Raw genomic sequence first — 24,552 nt, forward strand, 5'->3', positions numbered from 1 at the left:
ATCATTATAATTTTTATATTTCGCTATTCTACTACTTTTCTTTTAAATAGCCATCTTCCATATGATACGTTTTATCACAGAATTTTGTTAAACGTTCATCGTGCGTCACAATGATACATGTTTTATGACGTTGTTTAGATTGTTCTTTAAGAATTCTCATTACTGCCATCGCATTTTCTGTATCCAACGAAGCTGTTGGTTCATCCGCTAAAATAATAGACGGTTGGGTATAGATTGCTTTAGCTATTGCCACACGCTGCTTTTGTCCCCCTGAGACTTCAGATGGTAATTTATTTTCGATTTCTTTCAATCCTAAATCATTTAATAATTTTTCAAATTCGTCAGTGCTTAAAACTTCTTTTTTATAATTTTTCAATAAACGAAATTGCTGTTTGATAATTAGAAATGGCACTAGATTTGTAGATTGTAAAATAAAACCAATTTCTTTCATTCTCATCTTAGCAAGTTGTTTCTGACTCAATTGTGAAATTTTATTATCATTAATGTATATTTCCCCGCGTGTAGGCGTTTGTAGTGCGCAGCCATTGTTAGGAATGTACTTTTCCCGGAACCAGAAGGCCCTACAATAGCTATTAATTCGCCTTTATCAAAGGTCAAAGATGTGGATTTAACAGCTTCAATCATTTGGTTACCATCTTTAAATTCTTTCGATACTTGATCAAACTTCAACATTGTAGCACCTCCTTATTCAATTGCTTTGAGTGGGTCAATTTTTCTAATAGATAATACCGAGAATAAGCTGCCAATCAAGGACGTTAATATTAAAACAACCCCAAACACTATGAGCGTCACAATATTAAATTCAACCGGTACCGCTTCTGGTAGGACAAATCCTGTGAGGATAGTAAGTACAAGACCTATCAATGTACCAATCAATGCTAGGATAAATGTTTGTGATAAAACCATCTTCATTAAGTAGCCATTAGTGAAGCCCTGTGCTTTCAAAACACCGAATAAGTTTTTCTTCTGCAATGTTATAACATACAAGAATACGCCAATCACTGTTGCTGAAATGATAAATAAGAATGTAATCATAAAGTTCATTGTTAGATTTTGTGGTTTATATCCAGGTAAATCTTCAATAAATTTATTAATACCTACCACTTCAAGATCTTTGTCTACTTTTTTATCTTTCCAGTGTTTATCTCGCACTACTATTGCATTGGTTTTATCTGTAGTTAACGTTGGATTGATTTTTTGCATCGTTTTATTATTAGTGAAAATAACAGGTGAAGCATTATATTTAGCACTTTCTGAGACACCTACGATGCGTAATTTTTCATCGGATTGAGATAATTTAATCTTATCTCCTACTTTAAATCCTTTATCTTTGAGTGTCTGATCAATAACGACTTCATTGTCTTTAGCAAATTTTTTACCTTTAACTATTTTCGGCATTAAAAATGAATCTGCTTTAATCCCAAAGAGTAGTGCATTCTCTTCACTATCACCATTAGAGGCGATAACACCCATTTGTTTTAATGTGGAGGTCTCTTTAAATTTATCGTTCGATTTAGATGTTTCGAAAATGGATTGTTGCACGGTTTGATTCGCATCTTTATTTAAAACTATAGCATCCGCTTTCCACTTTTTAATTCCTTCTGTATTCATGTTAATTAAACCATTAGCTAAACCTGAAAGTAAGAAGAGTAAATAACTTATAAGAACTAAAATACCGATAATCAGGCCAAACTTTAGCTTATTGCGTTTAATTTCATTCCATGCAAGAAACATATAATACCTCCTTTGTCTGTATTATTAATTTAGTATAGCAGTTATTAAACTATGGAAGATAATACATGTACTTCTGAGAATTTGCGGGCAGAAATCATACAACTAAATCTAGAAAGTTAAGCGCCATAACGTTTGTAACTATTTTAGATGAAAATAATCATACTTTTATTTATTTTAGACTACTCGTAGACTTCCTTTTCAGAAATGATAGCTATTAAAATTCATTTTGTGTAAGTTCACTTTTTATGGTAATATCATCATGCATAAATGTGCGAGATACTAATAATTAAGAAGGTTTAAATATATTATGAAAGAAAATTTTTGGAGTGAATTACCACGTCCATTTTTTATTTTGGCACCAATGGAAGACGTGACGGATATTGTCTTTCGTCATGTTGTGAGTGAAGCTGCTAGACCGGATGTGTTTTTCACTGAATTTACAAATACTGAGAGTTATTGTCATCCTGAAGGTATACACAGTGTTCGTGGTCGTCTAACGTTTAGTGAAGATGAACAACCTATGGTCGCTCATATATGGGGAGATAAGCCTGAGCAATTCCGAAAAATGAGTATTGGTTTAAAGGAGATGGGTTTCAAAGGGATTGATTTAAATATGGGCTGCCCTGTTGCAAATGTTGCGAAGAAAGGTAAAGGATCTGGCCTTATTCTACGTCCCGAAAGAGCGGCTGAAATTATTCAAGCCACTAAAGATGGTGGACTACCGGTAAGTGTTAAAACACGCCTTGGTTATTACGAAATAGATGAGTGGAAAGATTGGCTCAAACACGTCTTTGAACAAGACATCGCTAACCTATCCATCCACCTCCGTACACGTAGAGAAATGAGTAAGGTAGATGCACATTGGGAATTGATTGAAGCTATTAAAACAATGCGTGACGAGATTGCACCACATACTTTATTAACGATTAATGGTGATATTCCAGATAGACAGAAAGGTCTTGAACTTGCTAATAAATATGGTGTTGATGGTGTAATGATCGGTCGCGGCATCTTCCATAATCCCTTTGCATTTGAGAAAGAGCCACGTGAACATACAAGTGAAGAACTATTAGACTTGTTTAGATTACATTTATCATTGTATGAAAAGTATTCAAATGAGGAAACTCAACAGTTTAAAGCATTACGCAGATTCTTTAAAATCTACATTCGTGGCATTAAAGGCGCGAGTCAATTGCGCCATAAGTTGATGAGTACAGAAACGATAGACGAAGCACGTGAACTGCTTGATGAATTTGAAGCTAAAAGAAATAATACAGAAGCTTAAAACACACTTATCCCCTTGTTAATCACACGGTTAACAAGGGGATGTTTATTAATAGATTACTTTAGGAATGATTGACTTCTAATGATTAAACTAAAAATTAAATAATGTCATTGTTCTAAAATTAATAAATAGTTAATAGTATTTAATGCGTTTCCTTTATAAAATACTGTATGTTATCCATTTAAGGTTTATACATATTATAAAAAGACGGAGGACATCATGATTTTAACTATTTTACTTATCTTTTTCTGCATCAGATTAATTAGTTTAAAAATATCTATTAATCATTCACAACAATTAATAACAGATGGCGCTATCGAGTATGGCGTTAAAAATTCAAAATTTCTAGCAATCACACATATTTTAATCTACGTTTGTGCGGGTGTAGAAGCATTTATAAACAAAGATACTTTGAGTTTAGTAAATAGCATCGGTTTAATGATATTAATTTTTGCTTACATCATGTTATTTATAGTTATCAAAACTTTAGGTGGTATTTGGACGTTGAAATTATTCATTTTACCAAATCACCCTATTATTAAATCGGGATTATATAAAGTGACGAAGCACCCAAATTACTTCTTAAATATCATTCCAGAGTTGATCGGGGTGTTATTATTAACTCACGCAACTTATACAACGGTATTACTAATACCTTATGCATATTTCCTATTTGTGCGTATTAAACAAGAAGAGAAATTAATGAATATATAAAATGAAAAGCTTGTAATCACGGAAATGAATAACGCGTTTAAATGTAACGTACTCATCCGTAATTATAGGCTTTTAACATGTTTAGTAGATATGTGAAGGAAGAATTTTACTAAGTTGTTTAATCGAAGTAAAAGTAACCAATTGATATCAAAAAGATAATTTAACATTACTGTTTGTCTTACTTCAGACAACCGTCACACTTACCTTTATGTTAATCATGTCTATTATATTTAAGCAGATTTAATCATTTACATCCTTGTTTTCTTAAATAATTTCATAATCTAACTCGACAAATTGATTATATTTTGTAACATCACGTAAGTGGAGTTTTACTCTCTCATCTATTGAATTGAATAACTCAACACCTTGGGTAAGTATTGTTGGTGCTATGGTCAACTTTAACGATGTTATGATCTTCAAATTAATTAAAGTTGAAATCAACTCACCTCCACCAACAATCCATATTTTTTCATTATTATTAAATCTATTAAAAAGTTCGTCTAAGTCACCACTATAGAATTCAATATCCCAATCAATATCTGTGACTTTTGATGAGATTACTACTACCTTCTTACCTTGATACGGATTTTCTTTAACACCATTATCAATTAACCATCTAAAGGTACGTCCACCCATTACTACAACATCTACGCTATTATAAAAATCTGAATAGCCATTATCCCCTTCGCCTTTAACCTCCTCTAGAAACTGAACTGATTCATCTTTATCAGCTATAAAACCGTCCACCGAGACAGCTAGATACGCACATACCTCTCTCGTCATAATAAAACTCCCCTTTTTTTATTATATATAAGTTGCTCAATCTAAATTTGAGCGTCCTCACAATCATACAATTACATTTATTATTTACTTCATACATATTAGCATGTTTGGTTTATAATTCCTTTGTAAAGTTACTTTAAGAGGGTCCATACTCATGCATTGGTAATTTAAAAAAAGAGCTATATGAGAAATCAATTTTAAATTGTGATTTCCATAGAGCTCCTATTTTAAGTATTAATATTCAAATACATAGCAATACTAATTTGATGCATATGCAGAAAGTGGATAATGGTCTGAATAGTCATTATATTTATATGTCTTGCCCCAAGATTTTACAGACCATTCTGGTGACTTCACTTTGTGTACATCATTATGCCATGAGCTTGGTTGCGCATGGTCGCGATCTAGTAAAATATAGTCTAAATGTTGAGGTTCTAATTTAGGATAGTTATATTTAGCAATGCCATTGCTTTGTGTATCCCAACTATAGGCGTTGCCCTCAAATTGAGTAGGCAATGAAACGTTTAAATTATCAGGCATTTGTTGATATTCTTCTGAACCTTTAATGACATTTAAATCACCGCCAATATATACGGGTTCATTTTTAGGAATATGTTTATCTTTGATAAATTGTTTAATTTCATCCATTTGACTCTGTCTGATTTTTTGGTCTTTTCCTTTAATACAAATTGGATCTTCAGCTTGAAGGTGTGTTCCAATTATATGTTGGTATTTACCATTTTTATTAATTTTAATGTATGCGAAACCTTTATTGCCTGCTTTATCAGCGCCACAACCCTTTTTGTAAATATGTTGTTCTTGTTCAACGATTGGCCATTTACTTACAATACCAACGCCACCACTCACTGGTTTTACTTTTCTATAAGTACCTGAAGTCTGTTGCCAACCGTCTGTACCTTTACCAACAATAGGCGTTTGATAAGGATATTGAGATTGTAAATTTGTTAAAAGACGATTGGATGCTTTTTTATCGAATAATTCATTAAAAATAACGACGTCTTGATCTTGTATATAATCAGCTTTTGAAATTAAATCAGCGCGCTGCGATTGTCCCCAATTGGGATATAATGCTGTAGGTAAGAAGTAGACGTTATGTGTTGTGATTTTAAGACTGTCTTTAGACTTACTTTCATTAGCATAGGTAATCGATGAAAATACTAATAATAAACTGCTTATAATTAGGAATGTAGTGATTAAACATTTGCGTTGCCAGTTCAAATACCTCATTGATACACCTCATTTCATTTGATGAAATGAGTATAACAAAAGAAATTATGTTATTTTTAAAAATTACTATAATTAAATAAAATTTTAATAAATAATTAAAAAATATGGAAACCAAATTACTTGATGTGAACTTACGGTGTCAGTGAGCATACTTATATGCTTGTAATGAGCCCTCGACCCCTTCTACAACATTCATATATTATAGTCAAAGATCTCATGTACTATTTCATTCAACTGACGTGAAATACTAGCAAAATCACTATTTAAATCTAAAGTCTTCACATCTATTTGATTGCCACTCATATGAAACGTATTATTTGGTACAAAGTCTGCGTCTGTTCTAGCATATAACAGCATTCCTGACACTTTAGTACCTTTATCCTTCAAATTTAATTCATGATTTTTCACATACGTAAAGATTTGATATAAGTTAGCTGAATGTATTTTTGGTGTGTCATAGTAGTTACTTAGTGAGTTTTTATAATATTTTGCATCTATGATTAGACACTTATTTTTATAGCTGATCATAATATCACTTTTCATGATAGGTAATAGACTCACATTCTCATTATTATCTAATGCCCAAGGTATATGTGAAGCTGTGACAGTGAGCTTTGGGAACTCTTTCTTATAATATTCAAGAATAAATTTTTCATATAGACGAGCCATTTGCTGTTCATCTTCAAAGGTCATAAGCTGCTTATTCCCATTACTTTCAGTCTGTATTACACCTTGATGAATTAAATAACATATAGAAATCAACATTTTGTATGTATGATTATTTCGATTAAAAGGAAGTTGCCATTGAATAGCACTAGGGTTTAATGTATCAACCCCACTAAAATGAATTAATAGATTTCGAATCTCTTTCTTATGCTTCTTAGCAATATCTGTTTTTATTAATATTTGCATCGTTGTCTTTAAAATCTTGTTCATATATGTATTCATTGAAAATTCATCATAATTACAATTAATACGGTGATTTAAAATGTCTAAATTTCGAATTGAATTTGTGACATTTATTTTCCCTCGGACAACTTTTAAAGAATCATTATGCTCTACATATTCATGATGAAGCCCACTCTTCAATTGACTTAATATCCCCTTAATAAGTATAGCTGAATATAAATCAAGCATATTTTCAAACTGCTCTGTAGCTAGTTTTTGATAACCTTTTTTATTTAATACGGTGAATGCATAAGAAAGCATATAGTAGATATTTTGAATATTAATCATTATTTAATTGCATTCCTTAATTTTTCAGCCCAAAAGTCAACTTTTGAAGGTTCATCAAACCAATATTCATCCAACAATGGGATAATTTCGAATTCTACGACATTAGAAAGTTCCAATTTAGTTATAGATTTCATATTACTAAAATAGCTATGACCAATCACAAATCCTTTACCTAGCATATCGTCTTGAATGATTTCATTATTTAAATTTTCAATGCAATTGATTAACAATTCAAATTCAGTATTATCCATTGCTTTAAGATAATTTTTAAATTTAGTAGTATCAAAAGCTGGTTGCATATTATAAAAAGCAAAGCGTCTTCGTAATGCGTAATCTAATATAGCTAGACTACGATCTGCTGTATTCATCATACCTATAATGTAGATATTGCTTGGCACTGAAAATGGTTCATCTTTATAAAGCAGTCTTATTTCTTCATCTCTTTTATCATTTTCAATCAGCATAAATAATTCACCGAAAATTTTACTCAAATTACCACGGTTAATTTCATCGATAATAAAGAAGTAAGCATTCTCGCGATCATTCTCAGCCTTCTTACAAAAGTCATAAAAAGCGCCAGTAGTTAGTTCGAACCCTGAACCATTAGGTCGATATCCCATAATAAAGTCTTCGTATGAATAACTCTGATGAAATTGAACTAGTTTGATACGTTCATCATTCTTACTACCTATCATTGAATACGCAAGACGCTTCGCAGCATATGTCTTTCCTACACCTGGAGGGCCTTGTAGTATGACATTTTGCTTTCTTTGAAGAAGTTGTACTAATCGGTCATATTCTGTTTCATTAATGAAAACTTCATTCAAAAATTCTTGCTTTCCGTATGGTACGTTATCCGCTTCTTGATTAATATTTTTAGGTTCATTTTTATATTCATCATCTGTAGTTTCATTAATAAAAGATTCATTCCCGTTCCTTTTAGCTTTGTTTACTTCTTCAGAATAACGCCACGCCTCGTAACTTAAATCTATAAAATTATTAATGCTTGTCTCCCCACTATTCAGAATCGCTTTTACCATGTCTATTAATTCTAAATAATGCTCACCTGTTAATTTTCCATTAGGTTTTAGTTGTGCTTTAATCAGTTCTCTAGGGAGTTTATATGTATCGAAAATATACCAAGTAGAACGTTTATCAAAGTTAACAAAAGTTTCTGGAGCTATCCAATATAGTCCTCCTGTCAGTTTGCTATTTCCATTTCCTAATTTAATGATATTCTCATTAAAACTTTCAATAAACTTTACTTTATTGTCTCCGGACGGATTTTTGGCATAATTGAGTGCATTGATAAATAATCCCCATAATTTATCAATATCATCCTCATCTCGATACCCTTTAAAGTTATAGTATGTAGCATTCTGATTATTAACCGTTGGAATACTATCAAAACTTGTCGGAACTTCAGATTTAATGTCAAAATATGAAGCAAATTCTGTTAATATTTTAGTTTTGTTGATATCTCTCATAGAAGCCTTATTAAATAGAGCAAATATTGTAAAAGGATCTATATCAATTAAAACGTTATCGCTTTCTAAAGTGGGAAATTTTATCCCTGTAGTTTTGTAAACGTTATTTACTAATTGAACTAATTCTTTACGTCTATCTTGGTAATGAACCAACTTTTCTGCTAACTCTTTATAAAAATTAACCCATGTTTTATCGATACTTTCTGTCATCACATGTCCCCCCAATTATCTTTATTACTATATTATATAGTAAAGGTTTATTTGAGTGACTTGTAAGTTTTAAAGTAAGATATTTAATGTTTCAATTTTTAGTAATTCTTACTAACTACTTGTAAATTTACAAATTCAAAAATTGAGGTATTGAAGAATTTATAATTATCATATATCTAAGAGGAACAACTTCATGATAAATTTTATAAACCACTAATATTTTAAATTACTAAGTATAAGTGAGGCGGAGACAATTCTGCCTCCACCTTCTCTAACTTTGTAATTTTTCTAAACTCCGAATTCTTTATATAATAAGTCTCTAGTTATTAATTTTTGATAATTCAATTTCTTTTACATCTTTATTATTCAACTTACGTAACCATATGGTAGTATACATTATCTCTCTTCAAATGTATTTAATTCTTTGTATATGATTTCATAAAAAGGTTTAGATTGTATTCTTGGCATATCACCAATAACATAAAATTCTTTTTTAGCTCTTGTCACAGCAACATTAAGTAAATTAGGTTTTTCACAAGACCAATTTACTGCGCCTTCTTGTGTTTTATCAGTGCCCACTACAAAGTATACTTTCTGTGCTTCTTTTCCTTGGAAAGTGTGAACTGTGCCGATAGACTTATTAGCCCATTTATTAACCGTTTCTTTGTCCATATCTAACATCTCTGGTAACTTTTGTTTTACTAAAGATTTAACTCGCATTTGTACAGCTGAGAACGGTGATATGACAAATGAACTTGTCTCATTTTTACCTTCTTTTAATGCTTCTCTCCAATCATTCGCTAATAATTCAGTCACTTTCTCACCATGTTCTTTAACATATTGTTTGCTAGAAGCTTTACCTGTCACATGGTACCAGCCTGCTTTACCTTCTTTTTTAATATTACTAGGTAAAACCATCTTATTATCATAGGCAATTTGATTTGCGATAGTGAACATTGGATTTAAACAACGTCTATGAACCCATAGTGGAATACCTATCCAACTTTTTTGTTCATCATCCGTACTATCACCTTTCCAAAATCCATATTTATTAGCATTATCAGCTACAGATTGAACTGAAGCTTCTTTAGATAATAAGCGTTCTGGGATATTATAGCTCTTTCTAATATTATCAATTAAATGACTTTCAAGTGTAACCACTGGCTCTATTTGTATTGGATCACCTACTGCAACTACTTTCTTAGAGCGATATAAAGCACCAACAGCAGCTTGTGGTACAGCTTGCCCCGCTTCATCAATAAATAAGTAATCAATAAAATCTTTTGGTACGCCTTGGTACATCGATTTAAAACTTGCAAATGTAGTACTTACAACTGGGAATATCAAATGCATTACATTCCACGCGTTATATACCACTTCAGGTTTAGAATCTATTAACTTACGACGGTTTTTAAAATCATTTAATGAAAAATATATTGTTTTATAATTAGCAATTAACAATAACTTGTGTAATATCATTGCTCTTAAGAAAAGCATTGCTCGATGATACTGTAACGCATCACTTGTCCATAAGTTAGAAACTTGTCTCTCATCATAATTTTTATCAATCCAAAAATCTTTCGAAGGAATAGCAATTTCAGAATTCATACGATACTGATCAAATTGTTGAACAGCCTCATCATTTTCTTTTAGTTGTTCTTGTAGTGCGATAATTTGTTTGGAACATTTATCCTTTTCTTTAATCTTTTTTGATAATTCGCTTTCCTTATCTTGTTTAGCTTGTACTATATCTAACTTTTGGTCTAATAGTCGTTTTTTCTCATCAATGTGTTGTGATTGTTCATCAGTTTCTGAACTAAATATTGATTTAAGTTTTTTAACAATACCTTTTTGTTGTGTAATTTCTAGATATTCATTAATAATTTCTAACTTTCTATCTTTATCATTCATTTGCTTGTCGAATTGATTTATATTTTCTTTGATTTTATCAATGTCATTTTCTAATATTACTAGTTGTGAATGAGCTTTTTTCTCACTTTCCTTTAAAGCCTTTTCTTCAGATAAAGATTTTTCAAATTTCTTGTATACATCAAATGCTTCAAACGACTTCTCTTTTAATGTTTTAACTTCTTCCAATTCATCTAAAAAAGCTTTCTTTTGTTTTTTCCATTGTTTCATGAGTTCGTTGTACCCTATATTCTCAAACTCATTTTGTAGCATTTTTGATAAACCAACTGACTTATCGTCTGTTTTTAACAAATGTTCCATGACTTCGCTAATATTTTTACTTTTACCAAACACACCAGAAAATAGACCCCACGCGCTTTCATCAATTAAGTCTTTAGCTATACTTGCAAAGCTTTCTAATTCCCTAACTAGCGATGCATAATCACTTTCATAATCAGGAAATGCGCAATCATTCGGATTTCGAATAATTTCTTCTATTTTAGGTAAGTCTTTAGAAATATTCTCTACTGCACCATTATTACTAGAAGCAACAACCATTTTATATTTAGCAATATCATTTTTTAATAAATATACGGGTTTCTCATCGGTTTCATGAATTTTAGTTGGTTCAAAAGCATGTTTAGGGTTATCTAATTGTGTTAATGCTTTAGCGCGTTCAACGACAAAGTGAGCAAATATATCCTTTAATAAGGTAGTCTTACCTGTACCAGGTGGACCATTTACCGAACTAATTGGGTCTTCCATATTAGTTATTTGATTTACAGCTACTTGTTGCATCAATGATAATCTAAATTCAGTTTGTGAAGGCCATCGTCCATCAGGTAGGTTTGACGGGTGCAAGAATTTTTCAATTTGTTCTTTATTTTCATCAATTTCAATACGTTGTTGATCCTTCAGCCCCTCAATGTATTTAATCAATGTTTGATTAGGAGATTTTCTGGCCATTTCAATATCACTGATAAAGAAGCTATTAAACTCTGGTGTAGGTAGTTCCTTTTTTCCTACAAATTCAATCGCTACATAGTGTTGAAATAATCTATCTTCATTTGTTTTTAAAACTGAAAAATATTTGTCATATACACGATCCATTTTTTCTAACTTTTGCGCATTTATTGGTTGATCAGCTAAAATTTCTCTCACTTTTTGTAAAAACTTTTCCAAAGAGTCATTAAATTTTGTTTCAATATCAGCACTTTTATCTTGTTCAATTTCTTTCAAAGCACTCATAATCATTGGAACGTGTATAGAATCTAATATTACGTTTCCATTCTCATCAGTATTAAATGTATAACCATAGCAATGTGTAGCATTGGGATTGAAAATTTCAGAATGACTGGTAAAAATATCTTGAATTTTCAGATTTATTTGGTTATATCGAAAACAGTTTCTATAAAATTTATATACGCGGTCTCCTTGTATGTTCATTTCATCTGAAATAATAAATCTTTCATCATTCCATATATCATAGTACTCATCAAAACTATGTAGTTGGACTTGTTGAACATTATTCTTAAAATGTTTCTGCGAAAGTAAATCATCTGTGGTATAGCTCACTTCCCCAGGATTTAAAGACTCAATCAACAACCATGCTGATAACGTATCATTAACTAACTGTCCCAAAATTATCCCACCCTTAGATATTATTATTTTATACTTATGCTTATTCTAACAAATAAATTATATATATAAGAGGATCTACTAAAAATACTATAATTTCTTTTAATACAGAGTTGTAAATACTATTTTAACTTAAAAGGACTATTGAAATGCTTATGAGTCGCTCTTTCAATAGTCCTTAATCTATTTATTCAGTTGTTATAAAATTATAGCAATTCACTTTTTATATAAACTTTATTTTCTCTAAAAATTCTTGTTCTGATATTTTCATTTTCTCGGCAAACTCTCTATAATCTAACGTTTCTTTAGGGATTGTGAGTCCAACTTTAATAATTTTTATATCTTCACGCATTTGCACATTTTTTTCATATGTTATTCCTTGATTTAAAAATAATACTTCATTATTTTTTCCAGTTTGATTTGGAAAGAAATAATAACCTGTTTTAGCATCAAATCTAAACATATAAGCTAAAACTTGCAAATAATCTCTATTCCCTATATTTTGGATTGGTTTATATTTAGCGTCTCCTATTATTCTATATTTTTGATTACGCCCAATAAAATCTGGATAAACCAATCCTATTTTGGCACTCATTTGTGTACTAAATAATCTTTGAGCTCCACTACCACCTTTATTTTTAGGATGGTAAAAATCTTCATGAATTAAAGTGTCAATATATTCTTCCCATAACCATGCACCGTCAAATATGATTCCATGAATTTTCTCAGTGTTACTACCTATGTAATGCTTATGTTGTTGTAAAATTGTTAAACAAAGTTTTTGTAATTCTCTATACTCTTTATAATATGCATGTCTGATAGGCTGTTTATTGTTAAACATTAATACTTTATTTCTATCTAAATAATTATAACTAGTAGTGACTTCACAAATTTCTCTTACTTCATTCCTAACATTGCTTAATACATTGACGCCTTCTTTTTTCTTCTTAATAAATTCTATCGTATGTCTAATTAACTGAAGAATATAATTATCATATGAAAACTCTCTCTGAGAATAAGCTATTTTACCTATGAATGGTGTATTATTTTTAATATGTCTTTGAATATCTATAGTTCCTTTTACATTATGATTATTGTACTCATTTCTTGTATATTCTTTATACAACCCTTTTCGCATAGCTTTCTTTAAATAATAAGGAAATATAAATATAAAAAGATCAATTACTTTTTCATCTCTATCAATTATTGTATTTAGATCAATTACATATGGAATTTTTAAGACATTTTCTATTAAATATTGAAAAAAATAATCATTTTGTCCTTCTGAAAAACGTGACTCAATGATCAAATTCTCTTGATTGTAGCCAAGGAATCCCATAATGTTGCTAGAACGATAATTTTGCCCCACTTTATTTAGGATTGTTTGTTCTTCAGTTATCCCTTCTTGTTCTTTTAAATTATTAGGAAAGACAAATATACCTGTCTTCTCAAGTTCTGAGACACTTTTATCTAATACCGAAGAAATTATGTTAGGAATCTCGCTAAATTCATTAGAGTTTCTGGAAGAATTATCTTTAATTTTAATCAGATTCATCTTCTGAACCTAATTCTAAATTTGGATTAGTATAAGCCGTTTTAAACGATTCCATAATCTCTTCTTCACTAAACAAGCCTCTTACATAATCAGATAATAGTGGCTCTAAATAGTCTTCCCATAGTTCTTCAAAACTCATATCTTTTAATTTTAGAAAATAAGCTGCACCTATATGATAATTACTATCCAATTCTTCTACTTGCGAAATTGCATTATTGAGGCTAATCATTTTAATAGTAGCTTCCTCTTTTTTATCTCCTAGTGACTCCAACATTTCAATATTTTCATTTGCTTTAATTTCAATGAATCTAAATCTACGTCTCATAGCAAAGTCAAATGTATCCACGGAACGGTCAATATCATTCATGGTGCCTATGATATAGACATTCTCAGGAATATAAAATTTATCACTTTCAGATTCCATATTTGAATATTGAGTTTTTACTGCTCCAGTAATCCCTCTATAACTAGGGTCAATTGAAAAGAATAACTCTCCAAATATCTTTGAAATTTCTCCTCTATTAATTTCATCAATTACAAATACATACTTCTTATCATTTTCATGGTTTTCTACTAGTTCATCAGAAAAAATATTGTTTTGTGCTTGTATCGCCTTCTCACAAAATGTTTTGAATATTCCAGATTTTAGTTTAAAACCCATGTTTCCATTTTCATCTATAATAGGTCTTATACCTTGAACAAAATCAGTATAATCATAATTTGGGTGGAACTGTACAAATTCAAATTGTTCAGAGGAATCTAGCTGTTCATCAGATATTCCAATAATTTGGGAAGCTACTGCTTTAGCTAAATAGCTCTTACCCGTACCAGGTGCCCCTCTTAATATAATATTTTTTGACTTAATCAATTTCTTAGTTATGTCTTTCACAATCCCACTATCTATCATAAGACTCCCCTCGTTTTTATAGTTCATATAATCATTATAAAATTGTTTGAAATATTCATTAGGTGGATTATCAGAAAATAAATCCATTTTTTCTATATTATAAATATGGTCTGTTTCTTGTTCTTTTCGGTTAATTTCGTCCCATAATGTCACTCTAGCAACAGTCATTTTGTAATTTTCAAATGTTGTTCTAATATTTACCCATCTTGAGTTAGAAGTTTTATAACATATATATGGAATTTTACCGCTTCCGTTCCCATTTTTTCTCCCATATTGTCCGCTATTAAATAAATGGACATGAAAATCAACACCATTCATATTTATGGAGTTATAATCTTTAATTTTTGTAACTTCTATATCTTCAAGACCTTCATGTTTGATTTCAGTACTTTTATCGTTACTCGTAATATTAATTTGACTTTGTTCTACAAAATTTCTGAATAAGTTTTTGAAAAGTTGATATTTGCTTACTTTAGGATTTAGTATATATTGATAAAATTGGTCAATATTTTGTCCCTTTTCTTTGAATGTCCTCACTAATTGTTCATAATCATTCAATAGTTTAATAATGTCACTAACTATTATTGATGTATCAGGCATATCATCACTGTAGTATTTAAATCCACTAATCGCAGTTTTTTCATAAGCCCTACCTAACGACGTTTCAGATTTTAAATTAATATCTATAGGTTCACTTTCTGGAGAGTCTAAGCTTTCATAAATTAACTTTGATATTTTTACTATGTCATGATCTTTTAACTTTTTATCCTTTAAGTATTTGGCACCCTGATTTAAAGTTAGATAAACTTCTTTTTCATCACTACTAAATAAAAAAACAATATACATACCTTTAGAAGTAGTTGTTGTTACGTCTTTATCCATAATAGCAACCCAAGGTATAGCAGCAAATTGACCATTCCCAATACTGCCTTTAATTTTATAGTTTTTTAGTTCTTCTATATTACTTAGTTCCGCAACCATGTCTTCCCGTACTAAGTCTCCAACCGGTGCGTCTTTAAATTTACCGGTTGCCTTTTCTTTAAAATATGTATGACTTATTTTTTTAATCAAATTTGACAAAGACATTTAAATTACCCCAATTCTTAAGATAAAAATTATATTAATATTATAATGCAAATTACATTAAAAATTCACTGCCCTTATACTATATTTATTATCATATTTACTAATTTAATCATCCTACAACCGAAAATAATTAAAGAAATCACTAATAAAAGAAAAAATGACAAAAATTTTAATCAGTGAATAGAGCTTAAAATGTTAAACTGATAAAATAATATACTCTATACATTTAAATTTTAAGAGTAGAGGTTAAATTAATGAAGCAATACGTTTATCAAAATGATATTTATTTAATTAAATCATTATATGAAAGTAACTTTTGGAAAATCGTAAAAGTAGACGCAGCGTATTATCAGGAAAACAATAAATTAAAAAAAGATAATTCATTACGCAAACTTAAATCCCTAATTGAATCTATATATGTGGATCCTGATGGTGTCGATAAAGCTCTCGTAGCTGAAATGCAGGATTTTTATAATGAATTACAAGAGCCACAATACATTGCTAAGCCATACTATCTTAGTATTAATCATCAAAAATGTAGTTTAGATGCAATTATTGGATGGAAACCACTTTTTCATTATAGAAATGGTGACAAACAATGGTTAGAAGATTTTGAACTTATTAGAGGTAATAGAATGGGGCATTTTGCCTTTCCAGTTCAGAGAAATTCACTCAATCAACTTAGGGGTACTTTATTAAAAGATAGGCTTGATTACACGCTATTTGATATAAAATCATTTTACGATAACGAAACTAATCTAAAGTTACAAAAAGCTTACGATCAAGAAGCAACTCGAAAATGGCTAACGTCGTTTGGCTCATTCAATCAATTTATAGATAATATGAGATTAAACTACTTCGTATATAAAAATCCCAACACATTAGAATATGAAGTTATTGACTTATCTATACCCTATAAATGTGATTTTTCACATTGTTTAAAAGACATTCCACAAAAAATTGAAATTGATAAAAATTACATTACGAATATACTTCAGTATATTAAAGAATGTGGCGAAGAATTATCTTATGTCCATTCAGACTTGATGTATGATTATTATGTATAAAAAAGGAAAAAGCATCCTTCACTTTGCGATAAAGGATGCCTTTTAGTTTTTTGTGATTATTTACTAATATTTATTATTAATTAATTCATCTAAGATCTCGTCTATTTTCTCTCTTTCTCATTCTAAAAAACTAAATTCTGATGCTTTAAATTTATCCCTTTATATTGGAAAAATAAAACTCTTCTCTATAATTTAATTTCTTTTTAAGTTAACATAATAGGACTTTATCAGAATTACACAAACATTTTCTGTAATAAACCTTGCTTACGATGTTTTAATAATTCAACCTTTGAAGACTGTTTTTCAATTATTGAATCTAAGTTTAAAAAGAAATCTCCAATTTTGTCTTGTTCCTTTTTATTAGGCCAATAAATTTTGATGTCAATGATTTCTGATTTTTTGAGGTTAGTTTGACCGACGCCACTATCATATTTTAATAATTGTTTATTTCTATTTATTTGTGTCAATAGAAATCTTGAATTTCCCTCAATGTTAAAAATACGACCAATTCTTTGATTAAGTGTATAGGTATTATCATTCTCTATTAAATAACATTTAGCTAAAGCTTTACCTTTTGGAACATCGCTCATTACTATAGCTATATCATTTATCTCTAAAGGTGTTAGTTGTTTATCTACATATTTTTTTACTTTTGATTCTGTAGAAATAAATTTTGAGTTTACCAATATAAACCTTCCAGTGTTTGATACAAAATTTTCATGTGCTTTACCATTTTGAAATTCTGATATCTCTTCTAACTTTTCAATTTTCCAATCTGGATAGCTATTATTGTTTTCATCTTTAAATCTTAATTCCTGTGAGAAAATCTTTTGTATATATCCTTTCTTCTGCTGCTCAAGTAGTTCAAGTTTCTCTTCTTCTAACTCAATCTGGCGGTCGAGTTTGCTACATAAATCATCTATTTTTTCCTGCTCTTCTACTTTAGGTAAATATACTGCTATTTTCTTTAATATATCTTGGCTGACATTAAAACGTGTACTCCCCCCCAGCGTTAGACCCTATAGTATGCCTTGTTTTTGGATTGCTTAATGTATTTTTTAAAAATAACGGGGAGTAATCATTTATTTTTTTCCCTCTTATAATGAAACCACCATATAGCGCAAACTCTTTGTCTAAATAGACATTTGCAATTCCCACATCTTCTCGTGTTTCAGAACTTCTTAGAAATAGAATATCTCCATATTCAACTTTGTTTCTACTTTGAATCTCTTCTGAAACATTAACTTTTCCTATAATTTTATCGTAAGTTATGAAATTATTATTTAGTACATCTAAAACATTTATAAATTTTTTCCCCGAACCGTATTGCTCTTTACTTGCATTAATACCATTACTAAAAGAAAGTAGTTTATCTAATTTTGTTTTTACCCATTCTTCTTTAAACTCTGGAAATCTGAGTTCTGGAGTATTTTGTTCAGTCATTATCCGACACTCCTAGTTCTTTAAGATATTCGTTGATTTCTGATTCTACGTTAGCGATTTCTTTGTCGATGTCTTTGAGTTGTCGTTGGACTTGGTCTAAGTCAATCGGCTCTTCTTCTTCAAATGTATCTACATATCTAGGAATATTAAGATTGTAATCATTTTCTTTAATTTCATCTAAACTTGCGACGTAACTGTATTTATCTATTGTCTCCCTTTTGCTGTATGTTTCGACAATTTTTTCTACATCTTCATCTGTTAAATGGTTTTGGTTTTTACCTTTTTCAAATGATTGAGACGCATCGATAAATACTACGTCATCATCTGCTTTACGACACTTCTTAAAGACTAGGACACACGTTGGAATACTTGTACCAAAGAATAAATTGGCAGGTAGACCTATCACGGCGTCTAAGTAGTTCTTCTCCTCAATTAAATATTTACGAATAGTGCCTTCGGCTGCACCACAGAATAGAACACCATGTGGAAGAACAACAGCCATTGTTCCCTCATCATCTAAGTGATAAATCATATGTTGAATAAATGCAAAGTCTGCTTTAGATTTAGGCGCAAGTTTACCGTAATCACTGAATCGTTCATCATCCAAGAATGAAGGTTCCGCACTCCACTTCGCACTGTATGGTGGGTTTGCGACTACCGCATCAAATTGTTCGCCTCGATGTGCTGGATCTTCTAAGGTATCACCATTTTCAATTTGGAAGGCTTTAAAGTTCACATCGTGAAGTAACATGTTCATACGAGCTAAGTTATAAGTTGTACTATTGTATTCTTGGCCATAATAGTTACGTACTTTAGCTTCTCGACCCACACGTAAGAGTAATGATCCAGAACCACATGTAGGGTCATATACACTTCTTAAATCTTCTTTACCATCTGTGACGATCTTCGCAAGTATCGTTGATACTTGTTGAGGTGTATAGAATTCACCGGCCTTTTTACCCGCACTAGCTGCGAATTGACCGATTAAGTATTCATACGCGTCGCCTAACATATCGATTTCTAAATCACTATGGACGAATGGTAATGTAGAAATATTCATCATGACTTTCCCAATTAATTTCGTACGTGCTGCATTGGTATTACCTAAACGACTGGAGTTTAAATCCATGTCATCGAATAAATGGATGAAGTCATCTTCACTTTCATGACCACGTGTAGAGTTTTCAACATTTTTAATCGCATTGCTTAAATCTTCAATTTCAAATGTCTGGTTTTCAATTTTAGCTTTTAAATTACTAAATAAATTTTCCGGTTCAATAACGAAACCAATACGTTGAATGAGTTCTTTCTCAACGATAGGACGGTAATCCTCGTTATTCATTGCTTCTGTATATGAAATATTATCTTCTGAAAGAAGTCTTGCGGATGTCTCTTCAACCTTCTCACTCAAGAAACGATAGAAGATGAGTCCGAGTATGTAATTTTTAAATTCATTGGCGTCCATATTCCCACGTAAGTCATTCGCAATGGACCATAATTTCTTTTGTAGTTCTGCTTGTTGTTGACGTTGCTTCTCTGATGTAGTCAATGTACATTCCCTCCATTTAGTACAAAATCTATAAATAAATAGCTGTCCACCTATTTTGTCTTTTATTTATAATTTTATAGCACAAAATAAAATAAGTTAAGTGGGAACATCCACTTAACCTTATACAACCAATATTTTTGATTACATTTTATAAATTTATCTATTAAATAACTTAAATACTTAGCTACACCATCTTTTTAATACTTATAATTAACCTCCACGTTCATTTTCTTTAAATAAAGTATTACCTAAAAAGGTTAATACTAAAGCTATATAAGTTGAAACAAATACTTTACTTACTAAACTAAAAATTATTTTGTTAGAATTAATTGATCTTAAATGATTAGATTTTTTTATTTCAATTCCACTACCTTGAGATAAATGATCCACCCCATAAGAAATTAAGACAGCTATCTGACTAATTATGTTTTCTGGACCTTTAACATTTAAAGAACCTTCATTTGTTCCTAAATTTAACTCTTTAATATCGTAAATCATAAATCCGTATCCAATGTAACTAAACATAATTAAACATACTAAAATAATATTTAAATAACAGAAAACCAAATGGATTAACTTAATTTTTTCATTATCAACACTATAATAAACTGAAATAGATATATATAAAGATAAAACTAATAAAGTCATAAAAATATAAAAAGTCTGGAAACTAACATTTCTATGATTCAACTCTAATATTAAAAATTCAATCGCTAAATAGGTACCTATAAGCGGAACATAAAATTGTCCAAAAAAAAGTTTAAAAAACTGCGATTGCTTTATTACAAAATTTAAAATATTTAATGAAATAAAAAATATAATAAACTCTATAAAAGCAAACTTTAAAATATAATTTATTTTAAAGTCATATAAAACTAAGATTAAAACTAAGCATATAAAAAACCCTAGTTTTTTCTTTGAATTTATTATTAAAACCTCAGTTTTGATCTCAACATCAAATATATTATTCTTAAATAGCTCTTTTATATACTTTTTTAGGTTTTTCCAATACTTTGAAAATTGGATATAAGACTTATTTTTGATTCTGACTACATTAACAATCACAACAATGATTAAAAATAATATTATAAGACTATTTAAAAACATATGTCTCCCTCTCCTTGAACTATTTACTTATGACTTATTCGTACTAATAATTAAATAGTGCTACTTCTTCATTATTTATAGTAGTAGAAATACTTTCTATCTCTTCTTGATTTAAAACATTAACATCTGAAATTTTATATTTTTTTGTTTTTATCCAATTTGTATCAAAAATAGTATCTGTTTCTCCATTTACAAGCCTACAAATAGTTGTATCAAAATGAGAAGTTTGATTATCACTTAAAACTAACCTCTGTAACCAAATATCAATCATATCTGTATTAGGTAATGCATTTATCTTTGATTTTATTTGATTTATTACTTCATTTTTCTTTTCTTTACTCAACAAAACTATGAATTTACTAATTATTGAAATACATAACGGAACACATCTTGTATTATTAATCATAATTTCAGTAATAATACTTATACATTGTATATAATTATTTTGATCATTAAGTTCTAAACTTTTCTTCATGTATTTTGTTCTCAATATATTAAATTCACTCAACATTCTTACAACACTACCCGAATTAGGGAACTCTTTGCTAAATACTAAAATTTGAAAAAGATGTTTTTGTAAATTAAGTTGAAAGTGCTTTTTTCCATATGAATCTTTTACATACAATGTAGGCAATAAACTTTGATAAGCTATCTTATCATTTTTAATGGATGTTAATACTACATCGTCAGAATACATAGTTTTTTTAGAATTAAGTTTGAAATTAAGACTCATTAGAGTGTCGTTCAATAATTTAGCGATTTTATTAATATCTTCTTTAGAATTAGAAAATATACGATAATCATCTCTATATCTAATTATTGTAAATTCACTATTTAATTCATCTTTAATACTTATTTTTTCATGTAGTAATTTATCAACATAAGACAAAACTATTTCTGCAATAAAATCCATCAATATGCTCCCTTGAGGAATACCATTAGTTTGGTTACATTGCATGTATCTTATGTATTTATCTATTTTATTGCCTAGTAAATTTAATCCAGATTGATTTTTTTTGGCCGTTTCTTTACCATGAATTGCCCATGAAATTGAATGAGTATATATGGAACCATAGCAATTACTTATATCTAATAACAATACATAATTATATTTCAAAGCTAATTCAATAGATTTCTGTTCAACTTTATCCCACCAGTTTATAATTTGTTCCTCTTGATCTTTTTGTCTACTTAAAGCTTCCATTGGTATACTAGCTACAATAATGTTCTCACTTTTATTATTATTTAAAGCTTTTATTAGTTCCTTCCAATTATTTTCCTCCGTAATGCATTTTACTAAGTATACATACAGATACGGGTTTATAATTTCTAACGGTCTCCAATCAAATTTACTATCTTTATTGGCATAAATTTTACAATTTACTGAATCCGATTGTTTTAATAATTTTTGATTTATATCTTTATTTACAGTAGATTTTCGGGCAAGTAAATCTTCAATAAATATATCTATTTCGTTAAGAACTTTGCTAAAATCAAAATACTTAGGTAATTCAATATTACAATAACTTTCTGTTTTTAATAAAAATTGTTTAGCTTCAGTATGGGACATCTCAGTTATAAATTTTAATTTGTTATTCATATTTAACTCCATTTTTATTATTAAAACTCCCATGTGTTATGGGGTGTTTAAATTCACTTTGTAAAGCTACTAAAAAACTGTTATTTATGGTACGCTTCTGCGTATCGGTTAATGATGCGGTTTTTAATTAACGTCTTTTTGTTATAAGTCTTAAAGAATATTAAATAAACAACATCATTTTCCTTAATTGAAACGAAAGAACGACAAATTCCATACTATTACATTGGAATTTGTCGTTCATTTATTAGAAACATATATTTTACAGACTTCTAAATTAATTGTTACAACAACAATTATTATCCTGTTGCTCTTTTTCATTTTTCTCTTTTTTTTCTTCAATTTCTACAGAACAACAAGATTGTTCCTGAGGTTTTAATTTTTTTAATACGTCTTTGACTCCCATTATCTCACCTCCTTTAAATAACGATGTTCACTATCAAACCTGTAGAAATAGCTACAACTAAAATGGCGATAACGAATGAGATTACAAATTTTTTCTTGAATAATTTCGATAATAATACAACTTCTGGAATACTTGCACCAGCACCACCAATGATCAAAGCAACAACTGTCCCAAGCCACATTCCTTTTGAAGCTAATGCTTCAGCTATAGGTAACATTGTTTCAGGTCTAATATACATAGGAATACCTATAATAGAAGCAATAAATACGGATATAATGCCACCTCCACTCGCATATTTAGTAATAAATGTTTCGGGTACAAAGCCATATATAAAAGCACCAATAAATACACCGATAAATAAGTAAGGAAGCATAGGATATAAGAATGCCCAAGCATCATTTAATGCTTGTTTAAAACGAGATCCATTTTTATTAGCGAAAAACCCATCGCCTTTAACATTTACACCTTTATAACTTTTAGATAAATTCATTTTTGAAAATACTAGACCCGTTAAGACACTAAAGATTGCTAGTACAATAAAATAAACAACAGCAACTTTCCAACCTAATAAGGCCCATAACATAAATATCATTAATGGATTCATTAAAGGTGACGCAATTAAAAAACTCATTGCAGGGCCAAATGGAACTTTAGAATTTAATAAACCTGCAAGTATAGGAATTGTAGAACAAGAACAAAATGGTGTCATCGCACCAAAAGCCATTCCCAAAATATAATTAATAGCTTGATTAGGTTTACTTAAAAAGTATTTTATTTTTTCTTCTGAAACTATCTGCTGGATGATACTTACGATAAAGCTCACGATGATAAATAGTATGAATAGTTCAAAAAACAACATCACAAATGTTTTTATAAATTCCATAATTGAATCTAACATGAGTATAATGCCTCCAAATTTAATTAATCAATATTTCTTGATGTATTAATCAAAAAAAATTGATTAATACTATATTAAAAAAGATACTTAAAGTATCTTACAACAAGTATCTTCATTTAAAACAACCTGTATTTGCTGCTCATTAATTTTATAATAATTCCATGTGCCATGCTTTTCAGCAATAAGAACATTTGCATCTACTAATTTTTTTAAATGATAAGAAAGTTTAGATTGTTTTATATCTAATAACTCTTCTAAATCACATACACATAATGATTTATTGAAGCTTTGGCTAATTTGATTTAGTATTTTTAATCTGATTTTATCGGCAAGTGCATTAAACATATTTTCATAAAAGTCAAATTGTTGATCTTCACTCATATCAGTCTTTGCTTTAATAACTTCCATAAAAGACCATCCTTTTTATAATATTTCATTGAGTTTATATTATCTTTATTTCAATTCTTGAATTGCTTGTTTATAGTTATTTTTTGTTGATTCTCCATACTGATTAATGTTCCCTTTAAAGAACTCCTTTTCCATATATATTGTAGCTTCTTTTAAATTGATTTCTCTTGATAGCATAACAAGATTTAAATAACTTACAAAATAACCCACAGTTAAAGTACTTGCATGGTTTACTCGCAATCAAGCACGCCTCCTTATTGTCAAC

General features: G+C 29.6%; 19 protein-coding genes and 2 pseudogenes. 3 read left to right on the forward strand and 18 right to left on the reverse strand.

The window, feature by feature from the left end:
- Nucleotides 1-31: 31 nt before the first annotated feature.
- Together CM54_RS09465 and CM54_RS09470 are read right to left on the reverse strand one after the other, a co-directional pair.
- A pseudogene (locus CM54_RS09465) lies at nucleotides 32-693 on the reverse strand (ABC transporter ATP-binding protein).
- A 12-nt stretch (nucleotides 694-705) separates the two neighbouring features.
- Complete coding sequence (locus tag CM54_RS09470) at nucleotides 706-1,755, reverse strand: ABC transporter permease (RefSeq protein ID WP_037550761.1); 1,050 nt, start codon at nucleotides 1,753-1,755, stop codon at nucleotides 706-708.
- Between the two features lie 307 nt (nucleotides 1,756-2,062).
- On the opposite strand from CM54_RS09470, the gene CM54_RS09475 reads away from it, so the two are divergent.
- Nucleotides 2,063-3,040 carry a tRNA dihydrouridine synthase gene (locus CM54_RS09475; RefSeq protein WP_037550764.1) on the forward strand — a complete coding sequence of 326 codons (978 nt, stop codon included), beginning with the start codon at nucleotides 2,063-2,065 and terminating at the stop codon, nucleotides 3,038-3,040.
- Between the two features lie 219 nt (nucleotides 3,041-3,259).
- Nucleotides 3,260-3,754 (forward strand): isoprenylcysteine carboxyl methyltransferase family protein, encoded by a 495-nt coding sequence (locus CM54_RS09480; RefSeq protein ID WP_023350866.1) that lies wholly within the window; start codon nucleotides 3,260-3,262, stop codon nucleotides 3,752-3,754.
- Nucleotides 3,755-4,018: 264 nt separating this feature from the next.
- Here CM54_RS09480 and CM54_RS09485 read toward each other — a convergent pair whose 3' ends face one another.
- The 7 genes from CM54_RS09485 to CM54_RS09515 all read right to left on the reverse strand — a co-directional run bounded on the left by CM54_RS09485 (nucleotide 4,019) and on the right by CM54_RS09515 (nucleotide 15,812).
- Nucleotides 4,019-4,537 (reverse strand): dihydrofolate reductase family protein, encoded by a 519-nt coding sequence (locus CM54_RS09485; RefSeq protein WP_037550766.1) that lies wholly within the window; start codon nucleotides 4,535-4,537, stop codon nucleotides 4,019-4,021.
- 258 nt (nucleotides 4,538-4,795) lie between these two features.
- The gene (gene sph / locus CM54_RS09490) at nucleotides 4,796-5,776 is read right to left on the reverse strand and encodes a sphingomyelin phosphodiesterase (RefSeq protein ID WP_197018904.1); all 981 of its coding nucleotides are present in this window, start codon (nucleotides 5,774-5,776) and stop codon (nucleotides 4,796-4,798) included.
- Between the two features lie 201 nt (nucleotides 5,777-5,977).
- Nucleotides 5,978-7,021, reverse strand: coding sequence for a 5-methylcytosine-specific restriction endonuclease system specificity protein McrC (gene mcrC, locus CM54_RS09495; protein WP_037550769.1), 1,044 nt, complete (start codon nucleotides 7,019-7,021; stop codon nucleotides 5,978-5,980).
- A complete protein-coding gene (locus tag CM54_RS09500; RefSeq protein WP_037550771.1) occupies nucleotides 7,021-8,718 on the reverse strand; it encodes an AAA family ATPase in 1,698 nt (565 codons plus the stop codon). Before CM54_RS09500 ends, mcrC begins: the two co-directional genes overlap by 1 nt.
- Nucleotides 8,719-9,114: 396 nt before the next feature.
- Nucleotides 9,115-12,267: a DEAD/DEAH box helicase gene (locus tag CM54_RS09505; protein ID WP_037550773.1), complete on the reverse strand. Its 3,153-nt coding sequence runs from the start codon at nucleotides 12,265-12,267 to the stop codon at nucleotides 9,115-9,117.
- Nucleotides 12,268-12,487: 220 nt separating this feature from the next.
- Nucleotides 12,488-13,819: a 5-methylcytosine restriction system specificity protein McrC gene (locus CM54_RS09510; RefSeq protein WP_037550775.1), complete on the reverse strand. Its 1,332-nt coding sequence runs from the start codon at nucleotides 13,817-13,819 to the stop codon at nucleotides 12,488-12,490.
- Complete coding sequence (locus tag CM54_RS09515) at nucleotides 13,806-15,812, reverse strand: MrcB family domain-containing protein (protein ID WP_037550777.1); 2,007 nt, start codon at nucleotides 15,810-15,812, stop codon at nucleotides 13,806-13,808. Before CM54_RS09515 ends, CM54_RS09510 begins: the two co-directional genes overlap by 14 nt.
- A 254-nt stretch (nucleotides 15,813-16,066) precedes the next feature.
- Here CM54_RS09515 and CM54_RS09520 point away from each other — a divergent pair, with 254 nt between their 5' ends.
- Nucleotides 16,067-16,879, forward strand: coding sequence for a DUF6994 family protein (locus CM54_RS09520; RefSeq protein WP_037550779.1), 813 nt, complete (start codon nucleotides 16,067-16,069; stop codon nucleotides 16,877-16,879).
- A 233-nt stretch (nucleotides 16,880-17,112) separates the two neighbouring features.
- On the opposite strand, the pseudogene CM54_RS13145 reads toward CM54_RS09520, so the two are convergent.
- From CM54_RS13145 to CM54_RS09555, 9 genes and pseudogenes are all read right to left on the reverse strand, one after another.
- Nucleotides 17,113-17,826, reverse strand: a pseudogene (locus tag CM54_RS13145) (restriction endonuclease subunit S); the annotation flags it as partial.
- 40 nt (nucleotides 17,827-17,866) lie between these two features.
- Entirely contained in the window at nucleotides 17,867-18,322 is a 456-nt protein-coding gene (locus tag CM54_RS12955; RefSeq protein WP_051600356.1) for a hypothetical protein, read from the reverse strand.
- Nucleotides 18,315-19,871, reverse strand: a complete 1,557-nt coding sequence (locus tag CM54_RS09530) for a type I restriction-modification system subunit M (protein ID WP_037550780.1) — start codon at nucleotides 19,869-19,871, stop codon at nucleotides 18,315-18,317. Before CM54_RS09530 ends, CM54_RS12955 begins: the two co-directional genes overlap by 8 nt.
- Nucleotides 19,872-20,081: 210 nt before the next feature.
- Nucleotides 20,082-20,978: a hypothetical protein gene (locus CM54_RS09535; RefSeq protein WP_037550782.1), complete on the reverse strand. Its 897-nt coding sequence runs from the start codon at nucleotides 20,976-20,978 to the stop codon at nucleotides 20,082-20,084.
- Nucleotides 20,979-21,021: 43 nt separating this feature from the next.
- A complete protein-coding gene (locus tag CM54_RS09540) occupies nucleotides 21,022-22,578 on the reverse strand; it encodes an RNA-directed DNA polymerase (protein ID WP_037550784.1) in 1,557 nt (518 codons plus the stop codon).
- 274 nt (nucleotides 22,579-22,852) lie between these two features.
- Nucleotides 22,853-22,981 carry a hypothetical protein gene (locus tag CM54_RS13060; protein WP_002449516.1) on the reverse strand — a complete coding sequence of 43 codons (129 nt, stop codon included), beginning with the start codon at nucleotides 22,979-22,981 and terminating at the stop codon, nucleotides 22,853-22,855.
- Nucleotides 22,982-22,994: 13 nt separating this feature from the next.
- Nucleotides 22,995-23,879: a permease gene (locus CM54_RS09545; protein ID WP_037550786.1), complete on the reverse strand. Its 885-nt coding sequence runs from the start codon at nucleotides 23,877-23,879 to the stop codon at nucleotides 22,995-22,997.
- Nucleotides 23,880-23,966: 87 nt separating this feature from the next.
- Nucleotides 23,967-24,287 (reverse strand): ArsR/SmtB family transcription factor, encoded by a 321-nt coding sequence (locus CM54_RS09550; RefSeq protein WP_002449352.1) that lies wholly within the window; start codon nucleotides 24,285-24,287, stop codon nucleotides 23,967-23,969.
- Nucleotides 24,288-24,332: 45 nt separating this feature from the next.
- Nucleotides 24,333-24,527: a hypothetical protein gene (locus tag CM54_RS09555; RefSeq protein WP_002441924.1), complete on the reverse strand. Its 195-nt coding sequence runs from the start codon at nucleotides 24,525-24,527 to the stop codon at nucleotides 24,333-24,335.
- Nucleotides 24,528-24,552: the final 25 nt, after the last annotated feature.

Origin of the sequence: Staphylococcus sp. TE8, assembly GCF_000692055.1 — a bacterium.
Lineage (GTDB): Bacteria > Bacillota > Bacilli > Staphylococcales > Staphylococcaceae > Staphylococcus > Staphylococcus capitis.